Source organism: Pseudomonas sp. PvP028 (assembly GCF_017832255.1).
Lineage (GTDB): Bacteria > Pseudomonadota > Gammaproteobacteria > Pseudomonadales > Pseudomonadaceae > Aquipseudomonas > Aquipseudomonas syringae.
Genome location: NZ_JAFIBL010000001.1, coordinates 3,976,361 through 3,998,870, shown reverse-complemented (window position 1 = coordinate 3,998,870; position 22,510 = coordinate 3,976,361). Strand labels below are relative to the sequence as shown.

22 protein-coding genes, 1 tRNA gene and 5 pseudogenes are annotated in these 22,510 nt (G+C 55.6%); 16 read left to right on the top strand and 12 right to left on the bottom strand.

Annotation, left to right across the window (positions count from 1 at the left end; all coding sequences use genetic code 11):
* Positions 1-3: 3 nt before the first annotated feature.
* Positions 4-987 (bottom strand): MDR family oxidoreductase, encoded by a 984-nt coding sequence (locus JOE34_RS17775; RefSeq protein ID WP_016568259.1) that lies wholly within the window; start codon positions 985-987, stop codon positions 4-6.
* A gap of 49 nt (positions 988-1,036) precedes the next feature.
* Complete coding sequence (locus JOE34_RS17770) at positions 1,037-1,681, bottom strand: TetR/AcrR family transcriptional regulator (RefSeq protein ID WP_027902975.1); 645 nt, start codon at positions 1,679-1,681, stop codon at positions 1,037-1,039.
* 152 nt (positions 1,682-1,833) lie between these two features.
* On the opposite strand from JOE34_RS17770, the gene JOE34_RS17765 reads away from it, so the two are divergent.
* The 8 genes from JOE34_RS17765 to JOE34_RS17730 all read left to right on the top strand — a co-directional run bounded on the left by JOE34_RS17765 (position 1,834) and on the right by JOE34_RS17730 (position 8,848).
* Positions 1,834-2,913: a nitronate monooxygenase gene (locus JOE34_RS17765; protein WP_029572701.1), complete on the top strand. Its 1,080-nt coding sequence runs from the start codon at positions 1,834-1,836 to the stop codon at positions 2,911-2,913.
* A 101-nt stretch (positions 2,914-3,014) separates the two neighbouring features.
* Positions 3,015-3,782, top strand: coding sequence for a molybdate ABC transporter substrate-binding protein (modA, locus tag JOE34_RS17760; protein WP_003394074.1), 768 nt, complete (start codon positions 3,015-3,017; stop codon positions 3,780-3,782).
* Complete coding sequence (gene modB / locus JOE34_RS17755; RefSeq protein WP_004417587.1) at positions 3,783-4,463, top strand: molybdate ABC transporter permease subunit; 681 nt, start codon at positions 3,783-3,785, stop codon at positions 4,461-4,463.
* A gap of 3 nt (positions 4,464-4,466) precedes the next feature.
* Positions 4,467-5,555, top strand: a complete 1,089-nt coding sequence (modC, locus tag JOE34_RS17750) for a molybdenum ABC transporter ATP-binding protein (RefSeq protein ID WP_209996255.1) — start codon at positions 4,467-4,469, stop codon at positions 5,553-5,555.
* Between the two features lie 89 nt (positions 5,556-5,644).
* Positions 5,645-6,715 carry a DNA topoisomerase IB gene (locus tag JOE34_RS17745; RefSeq protein ID WP_004417583.1) on the top strand — a complete coding sequence of 357 codons (1,071 nt, stop codon included), beginning with the start codon at positions 5,645-5,647 and terminating at the stop codon, positions 6,713-6,715.
* A 167-nt stretch (positions 6,716-6,882) separates the two neighbouring features.
* Positions 6,883-6,968, top strand: a tRNA-Leu gene (locus JOE34_RS17740).
* Positions 6,969-7,288: 320 nt separating this feature from the next.
* Positions 7,289-7,888 carry a hypothetical protein gene (locus JOE34_RS17735; RefSeq protein ID WP_029572588.1) on the top strand — a complete coding sequence of 200 codons (600 nt, stop codon included), beginning with the start codon at positions 7,289-7,291 and terminating at the stop codon, positions 7,886-7,888.
* Positions 7,889-8,041: 153 nt separating this feature from the next.
* Positions 8,042-8,848 carry a cytochrome c gene (locus JOE34_RS17730; RefSeq protein ID WP_003314822.1) on the top strand — a complete coding sequence of 269 codons (807 nt, stop codon included), beginning with the start codon at positions 8,042-8,044 and terminating at the stop codon, positions 8,846-8,848.
* A gap of 84 nt (positions 8,849-8,932) precedes the next feature.
* On the opposite strand, the pseudogene JOE34_RS26145 reads toward JOE34_RS17730, so the two are convergent.
* Together JOE34_RS26145 and JOE34_RS17715 are read right to left on the bottom strand one after the other, a co-directional pair.
* A pseudogene (locus JOE34_RS26145) lies at positions 8,933-9,923 on the bottom strand (SGNH/GDSL hydrolase family protein); the annotation flags it as partial.
* 77 nt (positions 9,924-10,000) lie between these two features.
* Complete coding sequence (locus tag JOE34_RS17715; RefSeq protein ID WP_010405083.1) at positions 10,001-10,189, bottom strand: regulatory protein Cro; 189 nt, start codon at positions 10,187-10,189, stop codon at positions 10,001-10,003.
* A gap of 87 nt (positions 10,190-10,276) precedes the next feature.
* Between JOE34_RS17715 and JOE34_RS17710 the strand changes: the two genes are divergently transcribed.
* Both JOE34_RS17710 and JOE34_RS17705 read left to right on the top strand, forming a co-directional pair.
* Entirely contained in the window at positions 10,277-10,939 is a 663-nt protein-coding gene (locus JOE34_RS17710; protein ID WP_010405085.1) for an XRE family transcriptional regulator, read from the top strand.
* Between the two features lie 141 nt (positions 10,940-11,080).
* A complete protein-coding gene (locus JOE34_RS17705; protein WP_134943478.1) occupies positions 11,081-11,503 on the top strand; it encodes a hypothetical protein in 423 nt (140 codons plus the stop codon).
* Here JOE34_RS17705 and JOE34_RS17700 read toward each other — a convergent pair.
* The 3 genes and pseudogenes from JOE34_RS17700 to JOE34_RS17690 all read right to left on the bottom strand — a co-directional run.
* Positions 11,500-11,741, bottom strand: a pseudogene (locus tag JOE34_RS17700) (iron chelate uptake ABC transporter family permease subunit); the annotation flags it as partial. The gene JOE34_RS17705 and the pseudogene JOE34_RS17700 overlap by 4 nt on opposite strands.
* Before the next feature lie 7 nt (positions 11,742-11,748).
* Positions 11,749-11,874 (bottom strand): annotated as a pseudogene (locus JOE34_RS17695) (DUF1652 domain-containing protein); the annotation flags it as partial.
* A gap of 148 nt (positions 11,875-12,022) precedes the next feature.
* The gene (locus JOE34_RS17690; protein WP_010405090.1) at positions 12,023-12,286 is read right to left on the bottom strand and encodes a DUF1652 domain-containing protein; all 264 of its coding nucleotides are present in this window, start codon (positions 12,284-12,286) and stop codon (positions 12,023-12,025) included.
* 433 nt (positions 12,287-12,719) lie between these two features.
* On the opposite strand from JOE34_RS17690, the pseudogene JOE34_RS25930 reads away from it, so the two are divergent.
* The 5 genes and pseudogenes from JOE34_RS25930 to JOE34_RS17675 form a co-directional block, all read left to right on the top strand.
* Positions 12,720-12,975, top strand: a pseudogene (locus JOE34_RS25930) (tyrosine-type recombinase/integrase); the annotation flags it as partial.
* Between the two features lie 270 nt (positions 12,976-13,245).
* A pseudogene (locus JOE34_RS25925) lies at positions 13,246-13,435 on the top strand (hypothetical protein); the annotation flags it as partial.
* Between the two features lie 233 nt (positions 13,436-13,668).
* On the top strand, positions 13,669-15,309 hold the full coding sequence (locus JOE34_RS17685) for a methyl-accepting chemotaxis protein (protein WP_003394054.1): 1,641 nt from the start codon (positions 13,669-13,671) through the stop codon (positions 15,307-15,309).
* Between the two features lie 725 nt (positions 15,310-16,034).
* Positions 16,035-17,018 carry a DUF1852 domain-containing protein gene (locus JOE34_RS17680; RefSeq protein WP_003394052.1) on the top strand — a complete coding sequence of 328 codons (984 nt, stop codon included), beginning with the start codon at positions 16,035-16,037 and terminating at the stop codon, positions 17,016-17,018.
* Between the two features lie 27 nt (positions 17,019-17,045).
* Positions 17,046-18,077: a methionine synthase gene (locus tag JOE34_RS17675; RefSeq protein ID WP_016568266.1), complete on the top strand. Its 1,032-nt coding sequence runs from the start codon at positions 17,046-17,048 to the stop codon at positions 18,075-18,077.
* 203 nt (positions 18,078-18,280) lie between these two features.
* Here JOE34_RS17675 and JOE34_RS17670 read toward each other — a convergent pair whose 3' ends face one another.
* The 4 genes from JOE34_RS17670 to JOE34_RS17655 all read right to left on the bottom strand — a co-directional run bounded on the left by JOE34_RS17670 (position 18,281) and on the right by JOE34_RS17655 (position 21,372).
* Positions 18,281-18,934: a lytic polysaccharide monooxygenase auxiliary activity family 9 protein gene (locus JOE34_RS17670; protein WP_044313171.1), complete on the bottom strand. Its 654-nt coding sequence runs from the start codon at positions 18,932-18,934 to the stop codon at positions 18,281-18,283.
* Positions 18,935-19,104: 170 nt separating this feature from the next.
* Positions 19,105-19,491, bottom strand: coding sequence for a hypothetical protein (locus JOE34_RS17665; RefSeq protein WP_003314811.1), 387 nt, complete (start codon positions 19,489-19,491; stop codon positions 19,105-19,107).
* 1 nt (position 19,492) lies between these two features.
* The gene (locus JOE34_RS17660) at positions 19,493-20,506 is read right to left on the bottom strand and encodes a 2-oxoglutarate and iron-dependent oxygenase domain-containing protein (protein WP_057445359.1); all 1,014 of its coding nucleotides are present in this window, start codon (positions 20,504-20,506) and stop codon (positions 19,493-19,495) included.
* A gap of 227 nt (positions 20,507-20,733) precedes the next feature.
* Complete coding sequence (locus tag JOE34_RS17655) at positions 20,734-21,372, bottom strand: isochorismatase family cysteine hydrolase (protein WP_003394044.1); 639 nt, start codon at positions 21,370-21,372, stop codon at positions 20,734-20,736.
* 179 nt (positions 21,373-21,551) lie between these two features.
* On the opposite strand from JOE34_RS17655, the gene JOE34_RS17650 reads away from it, so the two are divergent.
* On the top strand, positions 21,552-21,929 hold the full coding sequence (locus JOE34_RS17650) for a YceK/YidQ family lipoprotein (RefSeq protein WP_003345840.1): 378 nt from the start codon (positions 21,552-21,554) through the stop codon (positions 21,927-21,929).
* Between the two features lie 152 nt (positions 21,930-22,081).
* On the opposite strand, the gene JOE34_RS17645 is transcribed toward JOE34_RS17650, so the two are convergent.
* Positions 22,082-22,372 carry a hypothetical protein gene (locus JOE34_RS17645; protein ID WP_010405115.1) on the bottom strand — a complete coding sequence of 97 codons (291 nt, stop codon included), beginning with the start codon at positions 22,370-22,372 and terminating at the stop codon, positions 22,082-22,084.
* Positions 22,373-22,510: the final 138 nt, after the last annotated feature.

Genomic DNA, 22,510 nt, shown 5'->3' with positions numbered 1-22,510 from the left:
CACTCAGCGTGCAGTATCCACCACGATCCGCCCACGAACATGACCTCCGATCAATTGCGGCGCGAGGTCGATCACCTCGCTCAAGCCGACTTCACGGCTGATCAGCGGCAACAATGACATGTCCAGGTCGCTCGCCAGCCTCGACCAGGCTTCCAGCCGATCCGCGCGCGGGCGGGTCACGCTGTCGATACCCGCCAGCGTGACGCCGCGCAGAATGAACGGCGCAACCGACCCCGGAAACTCCATGCCCTGCGCCAGACCACAGGCCGCCACCATGCCGCGATAACGAATACCGGCGCACACGTTGGCCAATGTATGGCTGCCTACAGAGTCGACTGCCGCCGCCCATTGCTCCTTGGCCAGCGGTCGCCCAGGCTGCGAGAGGGTTTGCCGATCAATGATCTGTGCCGCGCCGAGTTGCTGCAGGTAGTCGCTTTCCGAGGCCCGCCCGGTGGATGCAATGACCCGATAGCCGAGTCTGGCCAGGATGGCGATGGCAAAGCTGCCGACCCCACCATTGGCGCCGGTAACCAGCACATCGCCATGTTCAGGCGTCAAACCGTGATTTTCCAATGTCAGGACACTGAGCATCGCGGTGTAGCCCGCCGTGCCGATGGCCATCGCCTGCGCCGGCGTGAAGGCCTGTGGCAGAGGAATGAGCCACTCGCTCTTGAGTCGGGCCTTTTGCGCCAGGCCGCCCCAATGCCCTTCGCCGACGCCCCAGCCATTGAGCAGAACCTTGTCCCCGACCTTGAACTCAGGGGTATCGCTGGCTTCGACCGTACCGGCCAGGTCAATACCCGGCACCATCGGGAAGCTGCGCACGATCGGGCTCTGACCGGTGATCGCCAGCGCGTCCTTATAGTTGAGCGTGCTGTGCGACACGTTGATCGTCACGTCGCCCGAGGGCAGCCGCGCTTCGTCGATGTCGGTCAGATTGACGTGGTATCCCGCCTCATCCTTGTCGATCAAGATGCCCTTGAACATATGCGCCTCCAATTTAGACTGATCGTCTTTAAATAACTCTGACAAGAAATCATTGCGGCAAACCGCGAAGGTAGCCGGCAATGAACGTGTTCAATGGCGTAGCGCTTTTAACCAGTCGGGCACGCAGCACTGCGCCTTCCCAACCGATCCAGAAAAACGCGGCCAGCTCATCGCAATCAGCGTCTGCGGCCAATTCGCCCATTGACTGCGCAGCCCTAAGACAACCCGCCAGTTTCGACTGCCAGTCCAGCAGCGTCTGTTCCAGTACCTCGCGAAATCCGTCCGGTAACAGACTGATTTCCTGGCCCAAATTGCCGACCATGCAACCGCGTCGATAGTCGTGTCGCGCCATACCGCCCTTGGCGCTCTGCACAAAGCCGACCAGTCGTTCCAGTGGCGAAAGCGCTTCATCCAGCAGCCAGTGGTCGAGCCGCTGCGCGAAATAGCGCGCGTACTCATCCAGCACCGCCCGGCCAAAGGCCTCCTTGCTGGGGAAGTAGTGATAGAACGAACCTTTGGGAATGCCGACTTCCTTGAGGATGTAATCCAGCCCCGTGGCAGAAAAGCTCTGCTCGGTGAGCACTTCCAGACCGCGACGCAGCAGCGCCTCGCGGGTCTCGAGGTTATCGCGATCAACCTTCGGCGGCCGGCCGGGACGCCGGGGCCTGGCGAGTGAGGGAGTGGGTAGCGGCATAGTTGGCTGAGTCATGCCTGAATAGTAGACCGATCGTTTTTTATGTCAACCAAGCGCCCCCCCCCCGGCTTGTCGACGCTCGACGTGGCGTTTGCCATTCACGCCATTCTCGCGCTCAATAAGCGTCTGCCGAATGCCTTCAGGGGAACCACATGAGCCAATGGCCAGATAGCCGCATCATTGAACTGTTCGCCATCGAACTGCCGCTGTTGCAAGCTCCCATGGCGGGCGCCAGCGGATCGCAGATGGCCATTGCTGTGGCTCAGGCTGGCGGCTTGGGGGCATTGCCCTGCGCCATGCTCACCCCTGAGAAAATCGAACAGGAAGTCGCGACTTTCAGGCAGCAGACCGGCAACGCCCCGTTGAACCTGAATTTCTTCTGCCATCAGCTTCCGGCCGACGACGCAGAGCGCGCCGAACGCTGGAAGCAGTCGCTCAAGCCCTATTACGAGGAATTAGGTGCCGATTTCGATGCGCCGACACCGGTCTCTAACCGCGCGCCCTTCGACAGCGACAGCTGCGCATTGATCGAGCGCTTGAGGCCGGAAGTGGTGAGTTTCCATTTCGGCCTTCCGCAGCCATCGTTACTGGATCGGGTCCGGGCCACGGGTGCAAAGATCATCTCTTCAGCCACTACGGTCGAGGAAGCTATCTGGCTGGAGCACCACGGCTGCGACGCGGTGATTGCCATGGGCTACGAAGCAGGCGGCCATCGGGGGCTGTTCCTCAGCGATCACCTGCACACCCAAGTCGGCACCTTTGCATTGGTCCCGCAAATCGCTGACGCGACAAGCATCCCGGTCATCGCCGCAGGTGGTATCGCGGACGGTCGCGGTGTAGCGGCGGCATTTGTCCTGGGCGCTTCGGCGGTACAGATCGGAACCGCATATCTGTTCTGCCCGGAAGCCAGCGTCAGCGCCCTGCATCGCCAGGCGCTGCACGATTCCTCGGGCAGCCAGACCGCGCTGACCAACCTCTTCACCGGGCGTCCGGCGCGAGGCATCGTCAACCGGCTCATGCGCGAAGCCGGCCCCATCAGCCCGCTCGCCCCGGCGTTTCCGTTGGCAGGCGGTGCCTTGATGCCGCTGCGCGCGCAGGCGGAAAAACTGGGCAGCAGTGACTTCGTGAACCTCTGGGCAGGCCAGGCAGTCGGCATCAAACATCGGCTGGGAGCCACCGAACTGACGCGGCAACTGGCTGAAAACGCGCTGAAAATTCTGTCTCCGCGATAAAACAGTGCTTTCAGAACAACAGGCTGACGCTATATATTTATCTATATAGCGAAACGCCCTTACCCCGATGGCGTGCGTTTTCATCATCAAGGAGCTGTTTCATGCGAACGACCACGCTACGCGCCATTCTCAAGTTCTCCGTGCTGGCCTTTACCGCCTCTGCCGCAGCCCATGCGTCTGCCGACGAAGTGCAAGTCGCCGTGGCGGCCAATTTCACCGCGCCGATCCAGGCGATCGCCACTGACTTCGAGAAGGACACCGGCCACAAACTCGTCACCGCGTTTGGCGCTACCGGTCAGATCTATACGCAGATCAAGAATGGCGCGCCGTTCGAGGTATTCCTCTCGGCTGACGACACCACGCCGGCAAAACTCGAGCAGGAAGGCGACACCGTCAAGGGTTCGCGCTTCACCTACGCGGTCGGAACACTGGCGTTGTGGTCGGCCAAGGATGGTTATGTCGACAGCAAGGGCCAAGTGCTCAAGGCCAATCAGTATCAACACTTGTCCATCGCCAACCCCAAAACCGCGCCGTACGGCCTCGCGGCGACTCAAGTGCTGAGCAAACTGGGCCTGACCGAGGCCACTAAAGCCAAGATCGTCGAAGGTCAGAGCATTACCCAGGCCTACCAGTTCGTTTCCACCGGCAATGCCGAGCTGGGTTTCGTGGCCCTGTCGCAGGTCTACAAGGATGGCAAGCTGACCAGCGGCTCGGCCTGGATCGTACCGGATGACCTGCATGACCCGATCAAGCAGGACGCGGTCATCCTCAACAAAGGCAAGGACAGCGCCGCTGCCAAGGCGCTGGTCGAGTACCTCAAAGGTCCGAAAGCCGCAGCGATCATCAAGTCCTTCGGATATCAGCTGTAAATGCCGCTGGGGAGTGCCGACATCGCGGCGATCTGGCTGACGCTGAAACTCGCGTCGCTGACCACCGTCATCCTGCTGATCATCGGCACGCCCATCGCGCTGTGGCTGGCGCGCACTGATTCATGGCTGAAGGGGCCGATTGGCGCAGTGGTCGCCCTGCCCCTGGTGCTGCCGCCAACCGTTATCGGTTTTTACCTGTTGCTGCTGCTCGGCCCCAACGGCGCGGTGGGTCAGCTCACACAAAGCCTGGGGCTGGGTACGCTGACTTTCAGCTTTGCCGGGCTGGTGATCGGCTCGGTTCTGTATTCGATGCCTTTTGTCGTGCAGCCGCTGCAGAACGCGTTCGCAGCGATCGGCACCCGCCCTCTGGAGGTCGCGGCCACCTTGCGGGCGGGGCCTTGGGACACCTTTTTTCACGTGATTCTGCCCTTGGCCAAGCAGGGGTTTATCACTGCGGCCATCCTCGGGTTCGCGCACACGGTCGGCGAGTTCGGTGTGGTCCTGATGATCGGCGGTAATATCCCGGAGAAAACCCGTGTGGTGTCGGTGCAGATTTTCGATCACGTCGAATCCATGGAGTACCTGCAAGCGCACTGGCTGGCCGGCGCGATGCTGGTCTTTTCCTTTCTGGTGCTGCTGGCGTTGTATTCCAGCGGCAAATCCAGAACGGGATGGAGCTAAGCCATGGCGTCGCCTATAGAAGTTCGCCTGCAGATGGCCTACCCGGATTTCACCGTCCGTACCGACCTGAGCCTCCCGGGGTCGGGCATTACCGCGCTGTTCGGGCCTTCCGGCTCGGGCAAGACCACCTGCCTGCGCTGCATCGCCGGCCTGGAAAAAGCCGATCAGGGCTTCATCCGCGTTCACGATGAAGTCTGGCAGAACACCGAAAAAGGTATTTTCCTGGCTCCGCACAAGCGGGCGATCGGCTACGTGTTTCAGGAAGCCAGCCTGTTCGCGCATCTGTCGGTGCGGGACAACCTGGAGTTCGGGATGAAACGTATCCCGCGCCAGCAGCGCCGCATTCAACTGCCGCAGGCCAGCGAACTGCTCGGCATCGATCACCTTCTGCAGCGCAACCCTGACAAGCTGTCCGGTGGAGAGCGCCAGCGCGTGGGCATCGCCCGCGCCCTGCTGACCAGCCCGCGGCTGATGCTGCTCGATGAGCCGTTGGCGGCGCTGGACACCCGGCGCAAAAGTGAAATCCTGCCGTACCTGGAGCGCCTGCACCGGGAACTGGACATCCCCATGCTGTACGTCAGCCATGCTCAGGATGAAGTCGCACGCCTGGCGGACCACCTGGTGCTGCTCGACGCAGGCAACGTGCTGGCCAGCGGTCCGATCCAAGAAACCCTGGCGCGGCTGGACCTGCCGCTGGCGATGGGCAGTGATGCGGGGGTGGTCATCGAAGGCACGGTCAGCGCCTATGATCAGCATTACCAATTGCTCACCGTGACCCTGCCCGACAGCAAGCTGAGCATGCGCGTCGCTCACGCGCATATGCAGGTCGGCACCCTGCTGCGCATCAAGGTTCAGGCCCGGGACGTCAGCCTCAACCTGCAACCCGATTACCAGAGCAGCATCCTCAACCGCTTGCAGGTCACGGTGATAGAAGAAGCACTGGCCGACAATTCGGCACACGTGCTGGTCAAGCTGGACGCTGGCGGCACGCCGCTGCTCGCGCGCATCACTCGCTATTCCAGCGACCAACTGAACCTGCACAGAGGCCAGTCGCTCTGGGCGCAGATCAAGGCAGTCGCGGTGCTGGCCTGACGTTTCGAAAAAAACCGCCACGCAGCAAATAAACGGCACCACCGTAAAAGGCCGAGGTCAGTGTTTTTAACTGCCTTTGGAACTTAGCCATGCCTGACTCGACTGCCATCAGCCAGCCCGCCAGTGAACTGCATTACGTAGACGACACTCAACCGGGCCTTACGCGCAAGGTACTGCGCGGCAAATTCGCGTACTTCGACACTCAGGGTCAGCGCATCAAGGACGAGTCGGAGATCAAGCGCATTAATGCTCTGGCAGTCCCGCCCGCCTACACCGATGTGTGGATCTGTGCCGACCCGCTGGGTCACCTGCAGGCCACCGGCCGCGACGCCCGCGGGCGCAAGCAGTATCGCTACCATCCGCGCTGGCGCGAAATACGTGATCAGGACAAATACTCGCGGCTGATCGAGTTCGGCCATGCGCTGCCCAAAGTGCGCAAGCAGATCGAAGCACAGCTCGCCCAGCCAGGCATGGGCCGGGAAAAAGTCATGGCGACGGTCATCTCATTGCTGGACGCGACCTTGATCCGCATCGGTAACAGCCAGTACGCCAAGGAAAACCGCTCTTACGGCCTGACCACCCTGCGCAACAAGCACGTCGAAGTCAAAGGCGGCCAGATCCTCTTCGAGTTCCGCGGCAAGAGCGGCGTCGAGCATAAAGTCAGCGTCAAGGATCGACGTCTGGCCAACGTGATCAAACGCTGCATGGAGTTGCCCGGACAAAATCTCTTCCAGTACCTGGACGAAGACGGCGTGCGCCACGCGGTGACCTCATCGGATATCAATGCCTACCTGCAAAGCCTCACCGGCTCGGACTTCACCGCCAAGGACTACCGAACCTGGGCGGCCAGCGCGCTGGCGCTGGCAACACTGCAAAAACTGCACTGGGAGCCTGAAGCCGACGCCAAACGGCACATCGTCGACATGGTCAAGGCAGTCTCGAAACAACTGGGCAACACCCCCGCCATCTGCCGAAAATGCTACATCCACCCGGCGGTTCTGGAAGGCTTCCTGCTCGGCAACCTCGCCAAACTCCCCCGCTCCCGACAACGCAAAGGCCTGCGCCTGGAAGAAGTCGCCCTGGCGAGCTACCTGCGAATACTGGCTGACAAGGTCGAGGCTGTGGTTAAAGATGCGGTGGTGAAAGACAGCAAGGCCTGAGCCGTCTGACCACGGCACGTCAGCCTTTGCGCCAAAGAAATTTCGTAGCTTCATGATTTGCCAAGCATTTCTGACAGACAAAAAAGCAGCGTCTTGCCCCCTTCGGGACGCTTTCAAGCTTGCTTCATGGGGGCCGGGTGTATATATTCCCTGCTCTTGGCGCTACCGCCCCGATGGCGAAATTGGTAGACGCAAGGGACTTAAAATCCCTCGTCCTTTGGACGTGCCGGTTCGACCCCGGCTCGGGGCACCATTTAAAATCAAGGGGTTACGTGGCTTTAGTCACCCCCCCTTGAGCTTCATGCTCCGCAATAATTAATGCTGCACCGCAACTCGTCGTAAACCCTACCCTCCCGGCGTCCTGCCGACGAACACCACTCCCCAAATCCGAAGCGCTCAACTACTGTATGCCCATACAGCGATTGAGAATCACCCCCATGAACGAGAGCAACAGCTCAGACGCCTTGGCCGAATGGCACAAAAGGCTCAACGACAGGAGGCAATGGACGAACCCTGCAGTCACCTACCGGTTTCTAGCACGCATGGCCGAAGACATGCGGGCTGGTCGATCCATTGGAGCGCTTTGAGCTATTCGAACTGGCCAGCGCTGTCTTCTGCCACTTCACCGAAGAAGGCAACCACGAATGGAGGCATCAGGCCTCTGACTATCTGGCCTACAACAAGGGCGGCATTGTAGTTGGCAGCCTGCTGAACTCCCGATACGTGCTTCATGAGGCCGACCAGTCGCCCTATCACGCCGCCCACTTCGCTTTTCTCGATGAGAAAAACGACCTCATCATGAGGGACTACAAGAAGTACGGCGTGCTCGAGGGTCGCTACACCTATACCGAAACCGGGCAGACGCTGACGCTGGTTGAGCAACCCAGGCAGATGAACGGCGTGAGCTATCAACGCCTGAGCGATGAGGATCAATATCGAGCGCTCGTCGACGCCTCAGCGATAGCTCTCGACCAAGGCGACTTCAAGGCTTACGTTTCGCTATGGGAGCGTCATAGCTACTCGATATTTATCAGATGCCTTCACTGCCTGGATGGATTCGCAGTGCGTGAAGATTGCACACACTGCGATGGACGAGGCTTTACCGAAGACCCGCAGTGCGCGAATAAGCTGCCACAGTCGCTCAACAGCCAGCGGAGCGCGCCGAAAAAATAGTAGAGCGCCCACTCAGACAGGCGATCACGGTTCAAGAAGCCGACAGCGGATGTCTATTGAACTCATGAAAAATAGCCATCCTGAGTCAGCCAGCTATTCACGTCCGTTTGGCTGTGCCAGACTTACCGTAGTTGATGGTAAGGGAGAGTTCCTTTGAAAGCACTTATTCTATTCGGTGCTCTGTTGCTGAGCGGGCAGCTTTCCGCGGCTCAACTGGACATGCAGTTGGGGCAGATCAGTCGCACTTGGCAAACAGAAGATTTACTAACCCATCCTCAACTGCAAGTCATTACAGTTAAAAGTGATGTGGCCTACAAGAAGGACATGACTTATTACGCCGTGCCCTTGAGTGCGCTACTGACAGGCATCAAACCCAGTGACCACCTGCAGGCAGTCGCTCTGGACGGGTTTGCCGCAGAGCTGGCCGCGGCGCCGTTACTCAACGACAAAGGCGCACGGGCTTGGTTGGCGATTGAAGATCCTGCCCATCCATGGCCACCGCTGGCCGCTGGCAAACCCAGTGCTGGGCCTTTCTACCTAGTATGGACAGACCCTCAGGTTGGAAATATCAGCCCAGAGCAATGGCCGTTTCAAGTGGCCAGCATTAAGAGCATGACTTCGGTTGCCCAGCGTTTCCCCGCTCTGTTACCAGACCCTGTGCTCAAGACTGATGACCCGGTCAATAAAGGGTTCGCGCTATTTCAGAAAAACTGTTTGGCTTGTCATCGATTGAACGGGGCGGGCGATGCGCAGTTTGGGCCGGATCTAAACATTCCCTACAACCCGACCGAATATTTGGGAATGGATTTACTCAAGCTCTACATTCGAAACCCTCAGGATTTGCGTCAGTGGCCTCAGGCGAAGATGCCCGCGTTTTCGGAAGCGGTATTGCCGGATGCTGACTTGCAGATGCTGATAGCGTATTTGCACCATATGGCTGGACGCAAGATAAAGCCTTGATCCTATTCAACGATGGCACGACAGCACGAGCTGAACTACGTTTTGATAACTGTAGTGCGTATCAGGCAGAGCAGATGCCACCCTTCACACCTTGCGTATCCCAAACTGCGCGGCCTCGACCGTAGAGTCCTGCGGCACGCCTGCAGCCAGGTACAGGCCCATGCGCGAGGTGATCACGGTTTCAGTCAATCGTGCCGCGCTGCGTTTCCAACGCCCCGGCAAAGCTGGCCGGCATGGTGAACGGCTCTTGGTACTTGTCCATTGACCGATAGTAGAACGTGGACGAAGCACCGCTGACCGTCTTGGTGATGGTCAACTCAGCTTCCCAAGCCAGAATGCCGCGCGACGAACCCATGATTTCTACCGCCGACACCATTTCGATAACGTCGCCGGCCGCCAGGTTGGTCTGTATCACGTTGGCCGTGGGTTGCATGTAGATGTAGCCGCCCGCCGCCGCCATCTTGCCACGCAGCTCGATGCACCGCGCCTCGCCATAGGCGGCAGGCTCCTCGAACCAGCGCGTGGTGATACCGGCCAGGCCAGAGCCTAGGGCCTTGTATCCGTCCGCCAGCACCGACCCGGCCGCGGCATTCACGCCAGCAGGCAGAGAACCGCCAGTGCCCGCCAGCAGCGGGTTGGCATTGAGGCAGCCGAACGGGCGGATGGCCGAGTAAACGTCGCCAGCGTCCGTCGGCAGCGGAATGCCGGGAAATTCGAAGTTGGCGGTGATGATCGGCACCACACGCGAACTGATGAAGTCGGCACCCAGGATGTTTGGGTGCAGGCCCTCCACGGTAATGGCCTCGGTGAAGCCATCCTAAATGTTCACGACCGGCACGAACTGGCTGACATAGCTCAACACCCAGTCTTTGTAGCCGATCGCATCCGTCAGCGCCTGCCCGGCCAGCGCCTTGCTGCCGAAACGCGGCGTGCCGGTGCCGACAATCAGGTATTTCCCCGGAGTGTTGAGGAAAGCCATCACGATCTTCATCACGCTGGCTTTGGAGTCCGCCAGCGTCATGCCAGCAGTCGTGCTGTCGTTGGTGCGTGATGGCAGCATCCACACGGTGGATGAAATAACCGCCGCCATCGTTCGCGTGGTCATTGCCTTGTGATTTGTCGGGTTCACCGTTGGCCGCCCAGACCTGCTGCTCAAGGCCAAAGGGACTCTTTTTTGAAAACACCTCCGGTCAAAGCCTCCGCGCGCTTGGTAATTACTGGAGACATCCCATGCTTTTCCCGAACCCATCCGGAAACGGTGCTTTGATCAACTTTGAGCTTTTCAGCTGTGGCCTCCTGGGTGCCGAAGAAGGCAACGAGGTCCTTGTAAATACTGTTCATGCTGCCCCTCCATACGGGAATACCCATATACTAGATTATAGGAAACCCGATTTGCAAGGATATGGGAGCGCCCGTAATACTCAACGGATGGAATTTAAAGACCGATTAAAGGCCGCAAGGCAGCACGCAAAGCTCAATCAAGCAGAATTGGCAGTTCGCGCGGGCATCACGCAGACATCTATTTCCGACTTGGAGCGTGGAAAGTCCAAGGCAACTGCTCATGTGGCGAAGATCGCCGACGTCTGCGGCGTGAATGCACTGTGGCTTTCGGACGGAAAAGGCGACATGACAGCGTTCATCACGTCTAACGAACCCTCCAACGTATCCATGGCTGAGCAGTCCTCCCGTATGTATCGCTACCCTTTAGTGAGCTGGGTCGCGGCCGGCGAGTGGTCGGAAGCGGTTGAGCCTTATCCGCCAGGTGCTGCTGATGAGTACGACGTGTCTGACTACAAGGCCAAGGGCCCGGCGTTTTGGCTGGTGGTTAAAGGGGACTCGATGACGGCACCTACTGCCCCTTCGATTCCAGAGGGCTCACAGATACTCATCGACACCCGGGCAGAGGTCCTCCCAGGCAAGCTGGTGATCGCGAAGCTGGCCGGCAGCAACGAGGCAACGTTCAAGAAGCTGGTGGAGGACGGCGGCGTCAGATACCTAAAGCCGCTGAACTCGGCCTATCCGACCGTGCAGTGCACCGAAGGCTGCAGGGTCATTGGTGTGGTGGTCAGGTCACTGACGAAGTTTGCGTGATCGACCGGGTCATCTGCCCCGTCATTATGGAATGTGAGATGAAGTGTTTAGAGTCGCGGTATTGGTAGTCGCTCCGCTAATTTTCTCAGTTCAAGGTACGCTAATTTTTCTTAAAACAGGGTAATTCAATAAGGAGTTTTTATGAAAGGTTCTGTGACGTTGGGTCTTATAGTCGCCGCGCTGTTTTCCTCAGCCTCTCAAGCCGCTGACGTCAAGTCATGCAGCGATCTGTCCGGGCGGTGGGAGACAACCGCCGGCGATCAGCATCTCGTGTTGAACATATCCCCATCAGCAGAGGCCTGTGGGACGAACTGTGTGACGTTGGAGTTAAAATACAACCTTAATGAGACTCGTGTTAACAAAGCCTACTGTCACGAAGGCGTTGAGGGCATCAAAGGCCAAGGGCCAATGGTCATCTCGTTCGAGGGAGCCTACGGTGGGCATTCCATCGGGACATACAATCGACAGTTGGACGTGCTGTGGGCCGGCGTAATACCTAAAGACAGCAAAGGGAACTGGGAAACAAAAATGGACAATTACTGGTTCAAGCGAGTGGGCAACTAAGGAGCTGGCTGCTTATAAAGCGTGTCCACGCCAGCCTCAACCCGTTTAAAAATCGCCCAACATCGCTGTCGCATACCTATAGGGAGGTCCTTAGGCGTGATCATCCTGCGGGAGACGACTTCCGCCGGATCATCAGTAATCCGCCCAGCGGGGTGGCGGTGGGCTGCAGTCTTTGATACTGCGAACCCATCAGACGTCTAGCAATGTGCGGCACCATCAGGCCGACAAAACCTATGGTGCTGCTCTTCCGCCTCGTTGTTCGTGTCGAATACCCGGATCGTCATTGACGCGTCAGGTGCGATCACGCAAACGCACTTCATCGGCAAACACGCTGCCTCTATGCAAGGCCTCAGGTTCTTTTGGGAATTCATTCGGTCCATCCTGGTTGCAAGCCAGGAGAATTCCTTAAGCATGCGGTTCGCGGAGTGTAGTCGGGATACTGGACAGTGCCGGCCTGGTGCCTAATTCACCTCCCGCCCCCCTCTGCTCGCAGCTGGAGCCTGGCCTGAGGAAGTTACTCTAAGCTTTGCGCCCCTTCTCATGCCAATTAGGCACCAAATGGCGGTTCTTCAGATCTTCCTTCAGCTCCATCACCAGCGCCGCGATAGCGCGAGCCGAAACCAGCCCTGAAACGTCGATCCCCGTGACCGTAATCTCTTCCCTGTTCGTATTCTGGTCGAATATCTGAACAGTCATCGAGCCGTCTGGCGCGATCGTGCAGACGCATCGCATGGGCAGAAATGCAGTCTCAACGATGTGTCTCAACTCCAAACTCGAAATCATACCGCCACCTCCTTTTCGGGTATCAGGGCATTGTAATTTTTAGGCCCGTGCGAATTCAGCCGGTTCCAAAAATTTGCGTCCCCAGATCGTTCTTCCCCTCTTCGATCTGAGCTGGACCACCAACGAGCGGTTTTTTTACATCGCTGAAAAAAATAATTTGGGAATACCCATTCACTGCGAATATTGGTTCTCCTATATTTACGCCCATCGAGACGCGAAACAGCCCCTCAACAGGCCCAGCGGATCGAACCGCTCTTTAACAGCTTGCGCAACAAACAACAGACCGCATTTCCTCTACCGGCGACCGGCGATCAGACAGCCCCGAAAGGCTGCCCACGACAGGGAGAACCCTGTACGGCTGACGATGGTGAAACGCCTTGACCGAGCGAATGACCTGGCAAGCAAGCGTGAATAAAACCGGCGTGCACGCCAGCGGCTCTACGTTCAGCTAACGGCCAGCCCATGACGAGCAGTATGTTGCGGGGAAGATTTGATGCGGCACGCGAGGCAGCCGGTGTGGAGAAGGGAAATTTCAGATGCGAGACCTGCGAGCGAAAGCCGGCACGGATAAGGCTGAGTCGAGCGGCGATATCCTTCAAGCCCGCGATCAGCTCGGGCACACCACTGTGGTGATGACCGAGAACTACATCCGCAAAAGGATCGGAAAAAAGGTCACTCCAACTAAGTGAATTCTGCACCGCAATTATTTTTACCCCCTTGAATTTAAAGGGCTGCAAGGCAGGTAATTAACGTGTCATGTGGCGCAGAATTATTGCTAACCATCTGTTTATAAAGGATAAATTTACGGACTTAAAATCCCTCGTCCTTTGGACGTGCCGGTTCGACCCCGGCTCGGGGCACCACATATATATAAAGGGCTTACGGGGCATTTTGCTCAGTAGGCCCTTTTTGTTTTGGTCCGCGAAAACAGTCGTGGTCTGCAATTTCAAAAACTCTTTGCCGCGTTCCTGATCAGTTATTACGGGACCGAGAGCGTCAGCGGCGCGGGCGAACCGGCACCAACCTTGGCTCTGGTCACCACAGCAGGTCCACATGTGCGGCAAAAGCGTTACCCCGCCGCCCATGGTAGCTCTCACTAAAGCGAACGATCCGTGGCGCATATCAGCTCAGCACCAAGTAGCAGCATGATCAATCGCTTCTGGCGACTGCTCGCTAAACTACTCGCGCTCTCGGTAAACACTGCTCGGGCAGCGATACTGATCGGCGCGTAGCTTGACAGCGTTTTAACGACAGTTGCCTTGAACAACGGGTGCAGGGCTGAACCGCTTGTCGCCAGCCACTGAAGGAACGGCAGTAGCAGGCCGATACGATTGCATTACCCTTCTAGTTCGGATAGGGAAATCAAGGAAGGCTACACTACGATGAATCTCTTACGCGGCACTATGTTATCAACACGCCTAATTTCTGCGTTTGTGGTATGCGCAGTTGTCACACTAGGTGTCGGCCTTGTCGGATACACGGGTATCACAGGCCTCAAAAACAGCGTAGATGGGATCGTCAATAACAACCTCGTATCTGTGTACAACACGAGTAATGCACGCTCAAATGCGATAGCGCATTATCGCGACTTGCACCGCGCACTGCTGTATAAATTTGCAAAGGCAGACCAAGCCAAATATGACGAGACGTTGAAGTCCTTAGCAGACAATCAAAAAGAAGTAGAACAACTTTTCAATGCATATCGGCAAACGCCTCTGGAAGACGATGAAAGAGCGGCAGGTGATCAGTTTGAAAAAGACTGGCCAGCGTACATTAACGCATCCTCTCGCGTGATCGAATTAGCGGCGAAAGGTGACCTTGAAAGCGCGAACAAGATATTCGCACAAGAGGTGGATCCTGCCTACAAGAAAACAAACGATGAGTTAAAGATAATGGTAGCGTCTAACAAGCGCCAAAGTGATGACGTCGCAATAGAAGCCGCGAAGACTTCGAGCGTCGCATACGGTTCATTGGGCATAGGCGTAGTGATCGCGTTTGTTGCTGCAATTATTCTGGGCTTATTGGTCACACGCTCGATCACTCGACCGCTTTTGGGGGCGCTACGAACCGCAAAACAAGTGGCCGACGGCGACCTTTCTCAACAAATTGATGTCACCGGGAATGACGAGATCAGCACACTGCAATCAGCACTAAGCACGATGCAAGTTAACCTAAGAAATACTGTTAAAGAAATTGCCAATGCGGCTGATCAATTGGCCTCTGCGTCCGAAGAGTTGAATGCAGTTACGGAGGAAAGCTCCAAAGCGCTGATACGCCAGAACGATGAAATCCAGCAAGCCGCTACGGCGGTGAACGAGATGACAGCAGCGGTTGAGGAGGTAGCGCGCAATGCCTCAGGCGCGTCTGAGTCCTCTGAAGAAACTAGCCGCAGTGCTATTGAAGGACGTGATCAAGTAAAGAATGCCGTTGGATCGGTTAATACTATGGCAGAGCAGATATCTCAATCGACTGAAAAGGTCACGGTACTCGCCACGAGAGTCAATGAGATCACAGGCGTTCTCGCAGTTATTCAGTCCATAGCCCAGCAAACCAACCTGTTGGCATTGAATGCCGCAATTGAGGCAGCCAGGGCTGGCGAGCAGGGTCGCGGCTTTGCGGTAGTCGCCGATGAAGTGCGCGCCCTTGCGCACCGAACGCAGGCATCGACCGCAGACATTGAGGCTATGATGGCCCAAATTCGTGCGGGTGCGGATGAAGCAGTGATCTCTATGAATAACAGTAGGAGCCTTGCAGGAGAAACCCGTGATCAAGCAGTTCAGGCAGGTCACGCGCTAGACAGAATCACCGAAGGTGTCTCAATGATTAATGAGAAAAATCTTGTGATCGCAAGCGCCGCCGAAGAGCAAGCTCACGTAGCTCGAGAGGTGGACCGAAACCTGGTTAATATTCAAGATATCTCCACTCAGACTGCAACTGGCGCACACCAAACCAATGCCTCGAGTGCAGAGCTTTCTCGACTTGCCGCCTCATTTGGAGTATTGGTCAATAAGTTCAAGACCTGAATAAAGTTGATCAGAGCGCGTGTGTATATAGTAGGCATCTGACAATAGCGCATTCAGATGCCTATGTGCTTGCGCAAAGATCTTCCGCCTCGCTTGAGGCGCGAAGACGGCACGCCGCTAGACTGGTCTGAAATCACATCGCCCCCAGACAGCATTGTCATCCCATGCGAATACATCCAGGACATGAACTGGAGCGAATACCGATCAGCAACTACACCAAAGCCCCTCCATCCTTTTTTTGCGGATCACAGGGAAAATAGGTACGAATAAGGCCCTCGCTGAACTTGGTAACCAGACGTCCCGAGGGATCTGAGTAAATCGCAGGCATGGAAAAGCCAAGCCGTGAGACTGGGCTTGGGCGATCGATACATCAATTGCGCGGGCCGTAGACCTCATCCTGACTTGTGGTGCTTTCCATGACCTCGCCAAAATCTGTCTGTCCATGCAGACATCGAGAATCACTCACCATCAGCATCGACCACGCTGAATATTGACCGCCCCCCCTCCCAGAGACCTGCATACCCTTAGGGCAATCATGAGCGTGACTAATGATTTATTGAAATCAATTCGTTTTTGTTCATGTAGGTAACCGACCTAAAATCCCTACGGCTCTTCACCCTCAGCAGAATAACGGCTGCTGATCGAAGACACAGACATCAGTCAACGCTAAAAGGGGCAAGACGCCTATCCGGGCGTTGCCTCGTAAGGAAGGATGCCAAGCCTAGATGAAAAAAGAATTCACATTTTCTATCAAGTGTACTTGTTTTGATGAGGATTACTCACCCTCAGACACTACCCGAGTCACGACTAATTTTGCGAACCTGGCCAGGGGAAAAAGTCGCCGAGAGAATTTACGTAATACCTTGAAGATGATCGACAATCGCTTCAATGCCCTGGCGCACTGGGACAACCCTAAAGGCGATCGTTATACGCTGGCGCTGAACATTGTCTCTGCGGAAATGAATATCGATGCTGAAGGTGATCACTCTGCTATTCCGTTAATTGAGGTTTTGAAGACAACGATCATTGACCGAAAAACCAATACGCATATTAACGGAATGGTAGGAAATAACTTCTCTTCCTACGTGCGAGACTATGATTTCAGCGTGAGATTACCAGAGCACAAAAAAAACCAGTCCGGGCTCAGCACGCCAGAAGATTTCGGAGATCTGCACGGAAAGCTCTACAAAAGCTTTGTCAATTCAACCAGCTACAAAGCGCATTTTGACAAACCGCCTGTTATCTGCCTGAGTGTATCGAGCGCCAGAACCTATCACCGGACCGAGAATCAGCATCCTGTTTTAGGGTATGAATACCAGCAGGATGAATACTCGTTGACGGATGAATATTTCATGAAAATGGGCTTAAAGGTTCGCTATTTCATGCCCCCGAACAGCGTTGCGCCTCTGGCGTTTTATTTCTCGGACGATTTGCTGGGTGACTACACCAATCTGGAGCTTATTAGCACCATCAGCACGATGGACACCTTCCAGAAAATTTATCGCCCTGAGATCTATAACGCAAATTCAACGGCAGGAAAAATCTATCAGCCTAGCTTGAAAAATAACGATTATTCATTGACCCGCATTGTGTACGATCGCGAGGAGCGAAGTCAGCTGGCTATAAAGCAAGGGAAATTTGTTGAAGAGCACTTTATCAAACCCTATCAGCGCCTTCTGGATCAGTGGTCCGCAAGCTGCATTCTTTGATCATTTAAAAACCAAGGTTGATTTTTCATGAAAAAACTTTTGCCCACCTCCACTGCTGGCAGCTTGCCTAAACCTTCCTGGCTTGCACAACCTGAGACGCTCTGGTCACCGTGGAAATTGCAAGGGGAAGAACTGGTTGAAGGTAAGCAGGATGCGTTACGTTTGTCGCTGCAAGAACAACAACTGGCCAATATTGATATCGTCAGCGACGGTGAACAAACGCGCCAGCATTTTGTAACTACATTTATTGAGCATCTCGATGGCGTCGATTTTGAACAGCGCGAGACCGTTAGAATTCGAGACCGCTATGATGCGAGCGTGCCAACGGTGGTGGGGGCTGTCGCTCGCCGAAAACCAGTTTTTGTTGAAGACGCAAGATTTCTACGCCAGCAAACCAGGCAGCCTATCAAGTGGGCCTTGCCCGGACCAATGACGATGATTGACACCCTCTACGATGCTCATTATAAAAATCGTGAAAAACTGGCTTGGGAATTTGCCAAAATCCTCAACCAGGAGGCCAAAGAGCTAGAGGCTGCCGGGGTTGATATTATTCAGTTTGATGAGCCTGCATTCAATGTGTTTTTTGATGAAGTGAATGACTGGGGCGTCGCCACCTTGGAAAGGGCAGTTGAAGGGCTTACATGTGAAACGGCCGTGCATATTTGCTATGGCTACGGCATCAAGGCGAATACCGACTGGAAAAAAACGCTGGGCTCCGAATGGCGACAGTACGAAGAGGCCTTTCCCAGGCTGCAAAACTCCAGTATCGACATCATCTCGTTGGAATGTCACAACTCGCACGTCCCTATGGATCTGCTTGAACTCATTCGAGGCAAGAAAGTGATGGTAGGAGCCATTGATGTGGCAAGCCATGCCATTGAAACGCCTGAGCAAGTCGCCAACACGCTAAGGAAAGCGCTTAAATTCGTCGACGCCGACAAACTCTATCCCTGCACCAACTGCGGAATGGCCCCTCTCCCTCGTCATGTCGCCAGCGGCAAGCTGCGCGCGTTAAGTGCAGGGGCAGACATCGTCCGCAAAGAACTCTTGAGCCAGTGATCGGCTACATACGCAAGTCAGTAGGCGATACTCAGGCCTGGCTTGCACAAAAAAGCCCGGCGCTGAAGCCGGGCTTTCTGATCATCTATTCCTTATGCAGAACACGCATGGCCAACGCTTCGCTGGTCGCTTGCACCCTGTCCTTCTCGTCTACACCTTCCCAATAGAACGGATTCTGGAAGCTTCGAGACGCGTAGCGTTCACTACTTAACGGGCGGCTTGTCAAAATCGACATCAAGCGTCTGATAAAATGCCATCGGTGATTCAGCAACGATCCAGAGAAGAAGGATGACGTGGTGACCTTGTTTGCCCTCTGGCAGTACTGCAGAGATCTCTGTTTTCGGAGCAAGTTCTTCACGGTGCTCGCTATACGGGTCAAGAAGAGAGATCTCTTCGTAAAAAGGTTTCTCTTGAAAGTGGGCACGCGTCAATCGAGTGCTCTCATCCCAGCCATCTTTAGTAATGAACCAGCGATAACCACGCGTCACATGCGGTGCCTCATACCGCCAAGTCACCATAAAAGTGCTGACACCTTTCACACCTTGGCGAGGCCAGCCTTCAGCGTTGCCCTTGGCTGCCAGTCTGTCTGCGACCTCTCTATCGGTATAATTCAAGCACTCACGCTCGTCGGTCCAACCTCCGCTCACTATAAGGCCATCCTTTGGAGGCTCCGCACTGGGAACATCAGATTTAAAACCAGCGAATTCACCTCCAATGGTATCCGGAAAGTTTTTGCCGCTTTCTATCCCATGCAGGTGCCACTCCAGTACCCAGCTCTGATCCATTGCATAAGAGCCCCTCGTTGCAGGGTCTGTAATCCGCCCGTGTTTAACTCCCGTGGTGGTAGCATCACTCATGTCCCTGTCCTCAATTATTAAATCAGGCATACCTTGCCTGTTACCCAATTGAAGACCTGCTTTCCTGAACGGAATAGCTAGCAGTTCAGCGAGTAGATTTTTCCATAAAACCCTGAAACAAGGGTGCGGGAAGCCAGCCCGCTCTCCACTCCATACTCGGCATTAGCGTTTCAGAGCATCACGTTAATGCGAAAGACATTCTGCTCGGGGTCCAGCAGCACGGCCTGATACCAGTTGTAATAGGTCAGGTACGGTTCCTTGACCAGTATTGCGCCCTGCGCCACCGCCAGCGGCACCAGTCGGTCCACCTCGGCTTGGTCGGACACGTCGATGTTGAGCAAAAACCTGCACCCCTTGCTGCCTGCAAACGCTTCCAGGCCAAGCAGCTCATACGCATCCAGTGCGTTGAAACCAATGCAGGACTTGCCGGTGTCCAGTCCGCGAAAGATCGGTGATCTGATGGCCTCGATTTCGCGAAAGCCGAACAGGTTCGAGTAGAACGTGCTCAGGCGGACGATGTCCTCCGCGAACACGTTGACGTAAGACAATGAGTTCATATCAGGCCACCTTGCTGCCGCCAAAAGTGGTCTGCTTGACGAACTTGGACAGCAAATGATCGCCTGATGTCACCGGCGCATGCCGAGGTGTGGCGCCAGGTTGCAGGCAGCCTGGCAGGCATTGAATCAACGTGTCGTAGTTGGGTTGGTGGAAAAACACCAGAGACTGTCGACGATTGTCCTGCTCGCTGGTCATCGGCGGGTTGACCACTCGATGCAGCGTGGAAATCCACTGGTCGTTGGTCCACTGCATCATCAGATCTCCAATGTTGACCACAAAACCATTTTCGACATACGGCACATCGACCCACTCACCTTGACGATTACGTACTTGCAAGCCGCCCAGCGCGTTATCAGGACGCACTATCGTCAGACTGCCGTAGTCGGTATGCGCACTGGCGCGTAACTGGCCAGCCTCGACTTCGGTCTTGATGTCCGGATAACTCAGGCTGCGGAACATGCTGATATGCCGGTCGATCTTGTCATCGAAAAAACACTCATCCAGTTCCAATGCCAGGGCAAACAGGCGCATCAACGATTGAGCCAACTCGCTCATGGCATCGAAATAGGCCTGATAAGTCTCCTTGAATCCGGGCAGCAGGTTTTGCGCAGGCCAGACATTCGATGCGAAGTGCGAGCCGGCCTGGGCATTGTGATAATAATCTTCATCCGGCACATCGCTCGGCCCGATGGAGAAAGACTCCTTGAGATCTCCCGGTGCACTCTCCTCCAGAGAATAGGAAAGGCTCTCCTCGGCCACCGCACTGTAACCCCGCACCATCTCCGGGCTGGGCCGATCTACCTTGCGCTTTTCCGCCAGCGGCAAATCAAAGAATTGGCGGGTCAAACGCGAGACCCTGTCGATAAGCTCTCCGGGAATCTGGTGCTCGGTGATGACCAGAAACCCGATGTCCCTGCACGCCTGATTGACTGCCTTGGCTACGGCAGCCTTGCCGTCCGGGTCTTCTGAAAAATAAGGGGCCAGGTTGATAATGGGCACATAGTGCAGAGTCATACGGCTGTTTCCTCTCGCTGACACACTGCCGAAAAGGCTCACCTACAAGGGTGAAGGTCAGCGAGGCAAGAGCAGAAAGCATGCCACTGGAAGAATTCATCGTTCATACAAGCAGTTAGCTGTTTCGACGGTTAAAGCCGGATCAAATGGTCTGAAACAGAACGCATGGTTTGAATGCACAGGTATGAAAAAACGGGCCAGAATTGCGCACATTCGACCCGCTGTTTTCAGGCGCTTGCAATACGCTCGATGGCGTCGGCGGTCGTCGTTACTTCGCCGAACTCATAGGCAATCGTCGTCAGCGATATTCGCTGAACCTCCTCGGCTGAAACAGCGCCGAACCCGACGTCCGGGTAGTCCATCGCAGCATTCGCATCGCTCAGGGCGATGACTTTGTACTCACGATGCACGCCGTCCCTGATCGTGGTTTCACAACACACATTGGTGACCGTACCGCAGACGATGATCGTGTCGACATCCCGCGCACGCAGCACGGTGTCCAGGTCCGTGTTATGAAAGCCGCTGTAAAACAGCTTGTCGACAATCACGTCACCGGGCCGAGGCGCGAGTGCTTCGATGACCTCAACGTCCGGATCATGCCGTGCCAGTATCTGGTCCACATTCGGATAAAGATCGCGCATGCGCCCGGTATCAGAACCATCGCCGCGCACGATATGGCGAAGATAAACCACCGGCACCTGCGCAGCCCGTGCGGTTTGCAGCAGCTTCTGGATAGGCTGGATGATGTCCGCAGTACTTTTTACGTACAACGCCCCGCTGGGCTCACAAAATACCTTTTGCATGTCTACAACGATGACCGCTGTTCTGCGCGGATCGATAGGCCAGCGGACAAGGGGTTTGCTCATGGGACTTACCTCGATTGAGCCTGACAGGCTAGGTAGTCTTGCCAAGCAATAATCGTGCTGTAGGTCTCCATAGCATCTGCTGGGAAGAACTGTGCACCGTTCACGCGGCATTACAACGTATGTGCCTCATGCGCCTGAACTGCCGTCCTAAACGCATCAAAAATACAAGGAACGTTGTTATGAAGCCGAGTTTCGTAGAGCAAAAACCGTCAGGCAGGTTTCATCTGAAAACCCATGGCATGCTACTGCTGGCACTTGCCTTGACGGGGTGCGGAACGATCAACACTACGTTTAGACCCGATTCCGTCGCAGGTGAAAAGCTTACTGACTGGAAATCAAATTGCTCCTCCATTCCGCGCGTTTACAGCGGGGTCATGCTCGATTTCTGTGAACTGAACGCCGAGCCCAAACAGAGTAGCGCTTATCAGAAGACCAATGCGCCTGAGTGGGTTTTACTGGACATGGGTTTATCAGGCATCGTAGATACATTGCTCCTGCCTTACACGATTTATCAGCAAAACCAATACGGCTATATCAACGCAAGCCGCTTTAAATAGCGTCTGAACTCGGCTTTCGGAATCCCTCATTTTCTCGCGCCCGATAAAAACCACGCAGACGTTAATCTGCGGGACTTTTGAATGTTGGGAGCGCAGTTGGGAGTCGGATCTGCCGAAACACGTCCATTGCGCAAAAAGCATCAGACGAAAGATCAGGAAAGCTTGAAGGCCTTCAGCGCCTGCTTGGCGCTGGCTATCAGGTCAGGCGTCAATGGCCTGCCTTGCCTGTCCAGAAGAACCGGGGTGCATGCGCATCGACAGCGCACCCGATTATCCCCCTCTGCCCACCAATCGAGCATCTGCTGCCCCGTGAACAACTCGCCATGTCGTTCGATATGCTGCTCCCGACTGGTGGGCGTCAGCGCAGACAGATGCATGAATTTCACCGGCATCCCGAGACGCTCTGAATCGGCGATGTCGTTCTGCAACTTGCGAATCCGCATTTCATGAAGTTCGGAATCAGAAATTCTACCGACCAAGGCTGAACCCTCGTTAAGACACACATCAAATTAATAGACCACTCACGCCACTCACGCCAGCTTTCAAACGTGTATGAGTCAGCTCTTTTGCTGGCTAAGCGT

What these genes read in the sequence shown, in the direction of transcription:
- JOE34_RS17775 (WP_016568259.1), bottom strand. Translation starts at nt 987, where the DNA reads ATGTTCAAGGGCATCTTGATCGACAAGGATGAGGCGGGATACCACGTC.
- JOE34_RS17770 (WP_027902975.1), bottom strand. Translation starts at nt 1,681, where the DNA reads ATGCCGCTACCCACTCCCTCACTCGCCAGGCCCCGGCGTCCCGGCCGG.
- JOE34_RS17765 (WP_029572701.1), top strand. Translation starts at nt 1,834, where the DNA reads ATGAGCCAATGGCCAGATAGCCGCATCATTGAACTGTTCGCCATCGAA.
- modA (WP_003394074.1), top strand. Translation starts at nt 3,015, where the DNA reads ATGCGAACGACCACGCTACGCGCCATTCTCAAGTTCTCCGTGCTGGCC.
- modB (WP_004417587.1), top strand. Translation starts at nt 3,783, where the DNA reads ATGCCGCTGGGGAGTGCCGACATCGCGGCGATCTGGCTGACGCTGAAA.
- modC (WP_209996255.1), top strand. Translation starts at nt 4,467, where the DNA reads ATGGCGTCGCCTATAGAAGTTCGCCTGCAGATGGCCTACCCGGATTTC.
- JOE34_RS17745 (WP_004417583.1), top strand. Translation starts at nt 5,645, where the DNA reads ATGCCTGACTCGACTGCCATCAGCCAGCCCGCCAGTGAACTGCATTAC.
- JOE34_RS17715 (WP_010405083.1), bottom strand. Translation starts at nt 10,189, where the DNA reads ATGAACAGTATTTACAAGGACCTCGTTGCCTTCTTCGGCACCCAGGAG.
- JOE34_RS17710 (WP_010405085.1), top strand. Translation starts at nt 10,277, where the DNA reads ATGGAATTTAAAGACCGATTAAAGGCCGCAAGGCAGCACGCAAAGCTC.
- JOE34_RS17705 (WP_134943478.1), top strand. Translation starts at nt 11,081, where the DNA reads ATGAAAGGTTCTGTGACGTTGGGTCTTATAGTCGCCGCGCTGTTTTCC.
- JOE34_RS17690 (WP_010405090.1), bottom strand. Translation starts at nt 12,286, where the DNA reads ATGATTTCGAGTTTGGAGTTGAGACACATCGTTGAGACTGCATTTCTG.
- JOE34_RS17685 (WP_003394054.1), top strand. Translation starts at nt 13,669, where the DNA reads ATGAATCTCTTACGCGGCACTATGTTATCAACACGCCTAATTTCTGCG.
- JOE34_RS17680 (WP_003394052.1), top strand. Translation starts at nt 16,035, where the DNA reads ATGAAAAAAGAATTCACATTTTCTATCAAGTGTACTTGTTTTGATGAG.
- JOE34_RS17675 (WP_016568266.1), top strand. Translation starts at nt 17,046, where the DNA reads ATGAAAAAACTTTTGCCCACCTCCACTGCTGGCAGCTTGCCTAAACCT.
- JOE34_RS17670 (WP_044313171.1), bottom strand. Translation starts at nt 18,934, where the DNA reads ATGAGTGATGCTACCACCACGGGAGTTAAACACGGGCGGATTACAGAC.
- JOE34_RS17665 (WP_003314811.1), bottom strand. Translation starts at nt 19,491, where the DNA reads ATGAACTCATTGTCTTACGTCAACGTGTTCGCGGAGGACATCGTCCGC.
- JOE34_RS17660 (WP_057445359.1), bottom strand. Translation starts at nt 20,506, where the DNA reads ATGACTCTGCACTATGTGCCCATTATCAACCTGGCCCCTTATTTTTCA.
- JOE34_RS17655 (WP_003394044.1), bottom strand. Translation starts at nt 21,372, where the DNA reads ATGAGCAAACCCCTTGTCCGCTGGCCTATCGATCCGCGCAGAACAGCG.
- JOE34_RS17650 (WP_003345840.1), top strand. Translation starts at nt 21,552, where the DNA reads ATGAAGCCGAGTTTCGTAGAGCAAAAACCGTCAGGCAGGTTTCATCTG.
- JOE34_RS17645 (WP_010405115.1), bottom strand. Translation starts at nt 22,372, where the DNA reads ATGCGGATTCGCAAGTTGCAGAACGACATCGCCGATTCAGAGCGTCTC.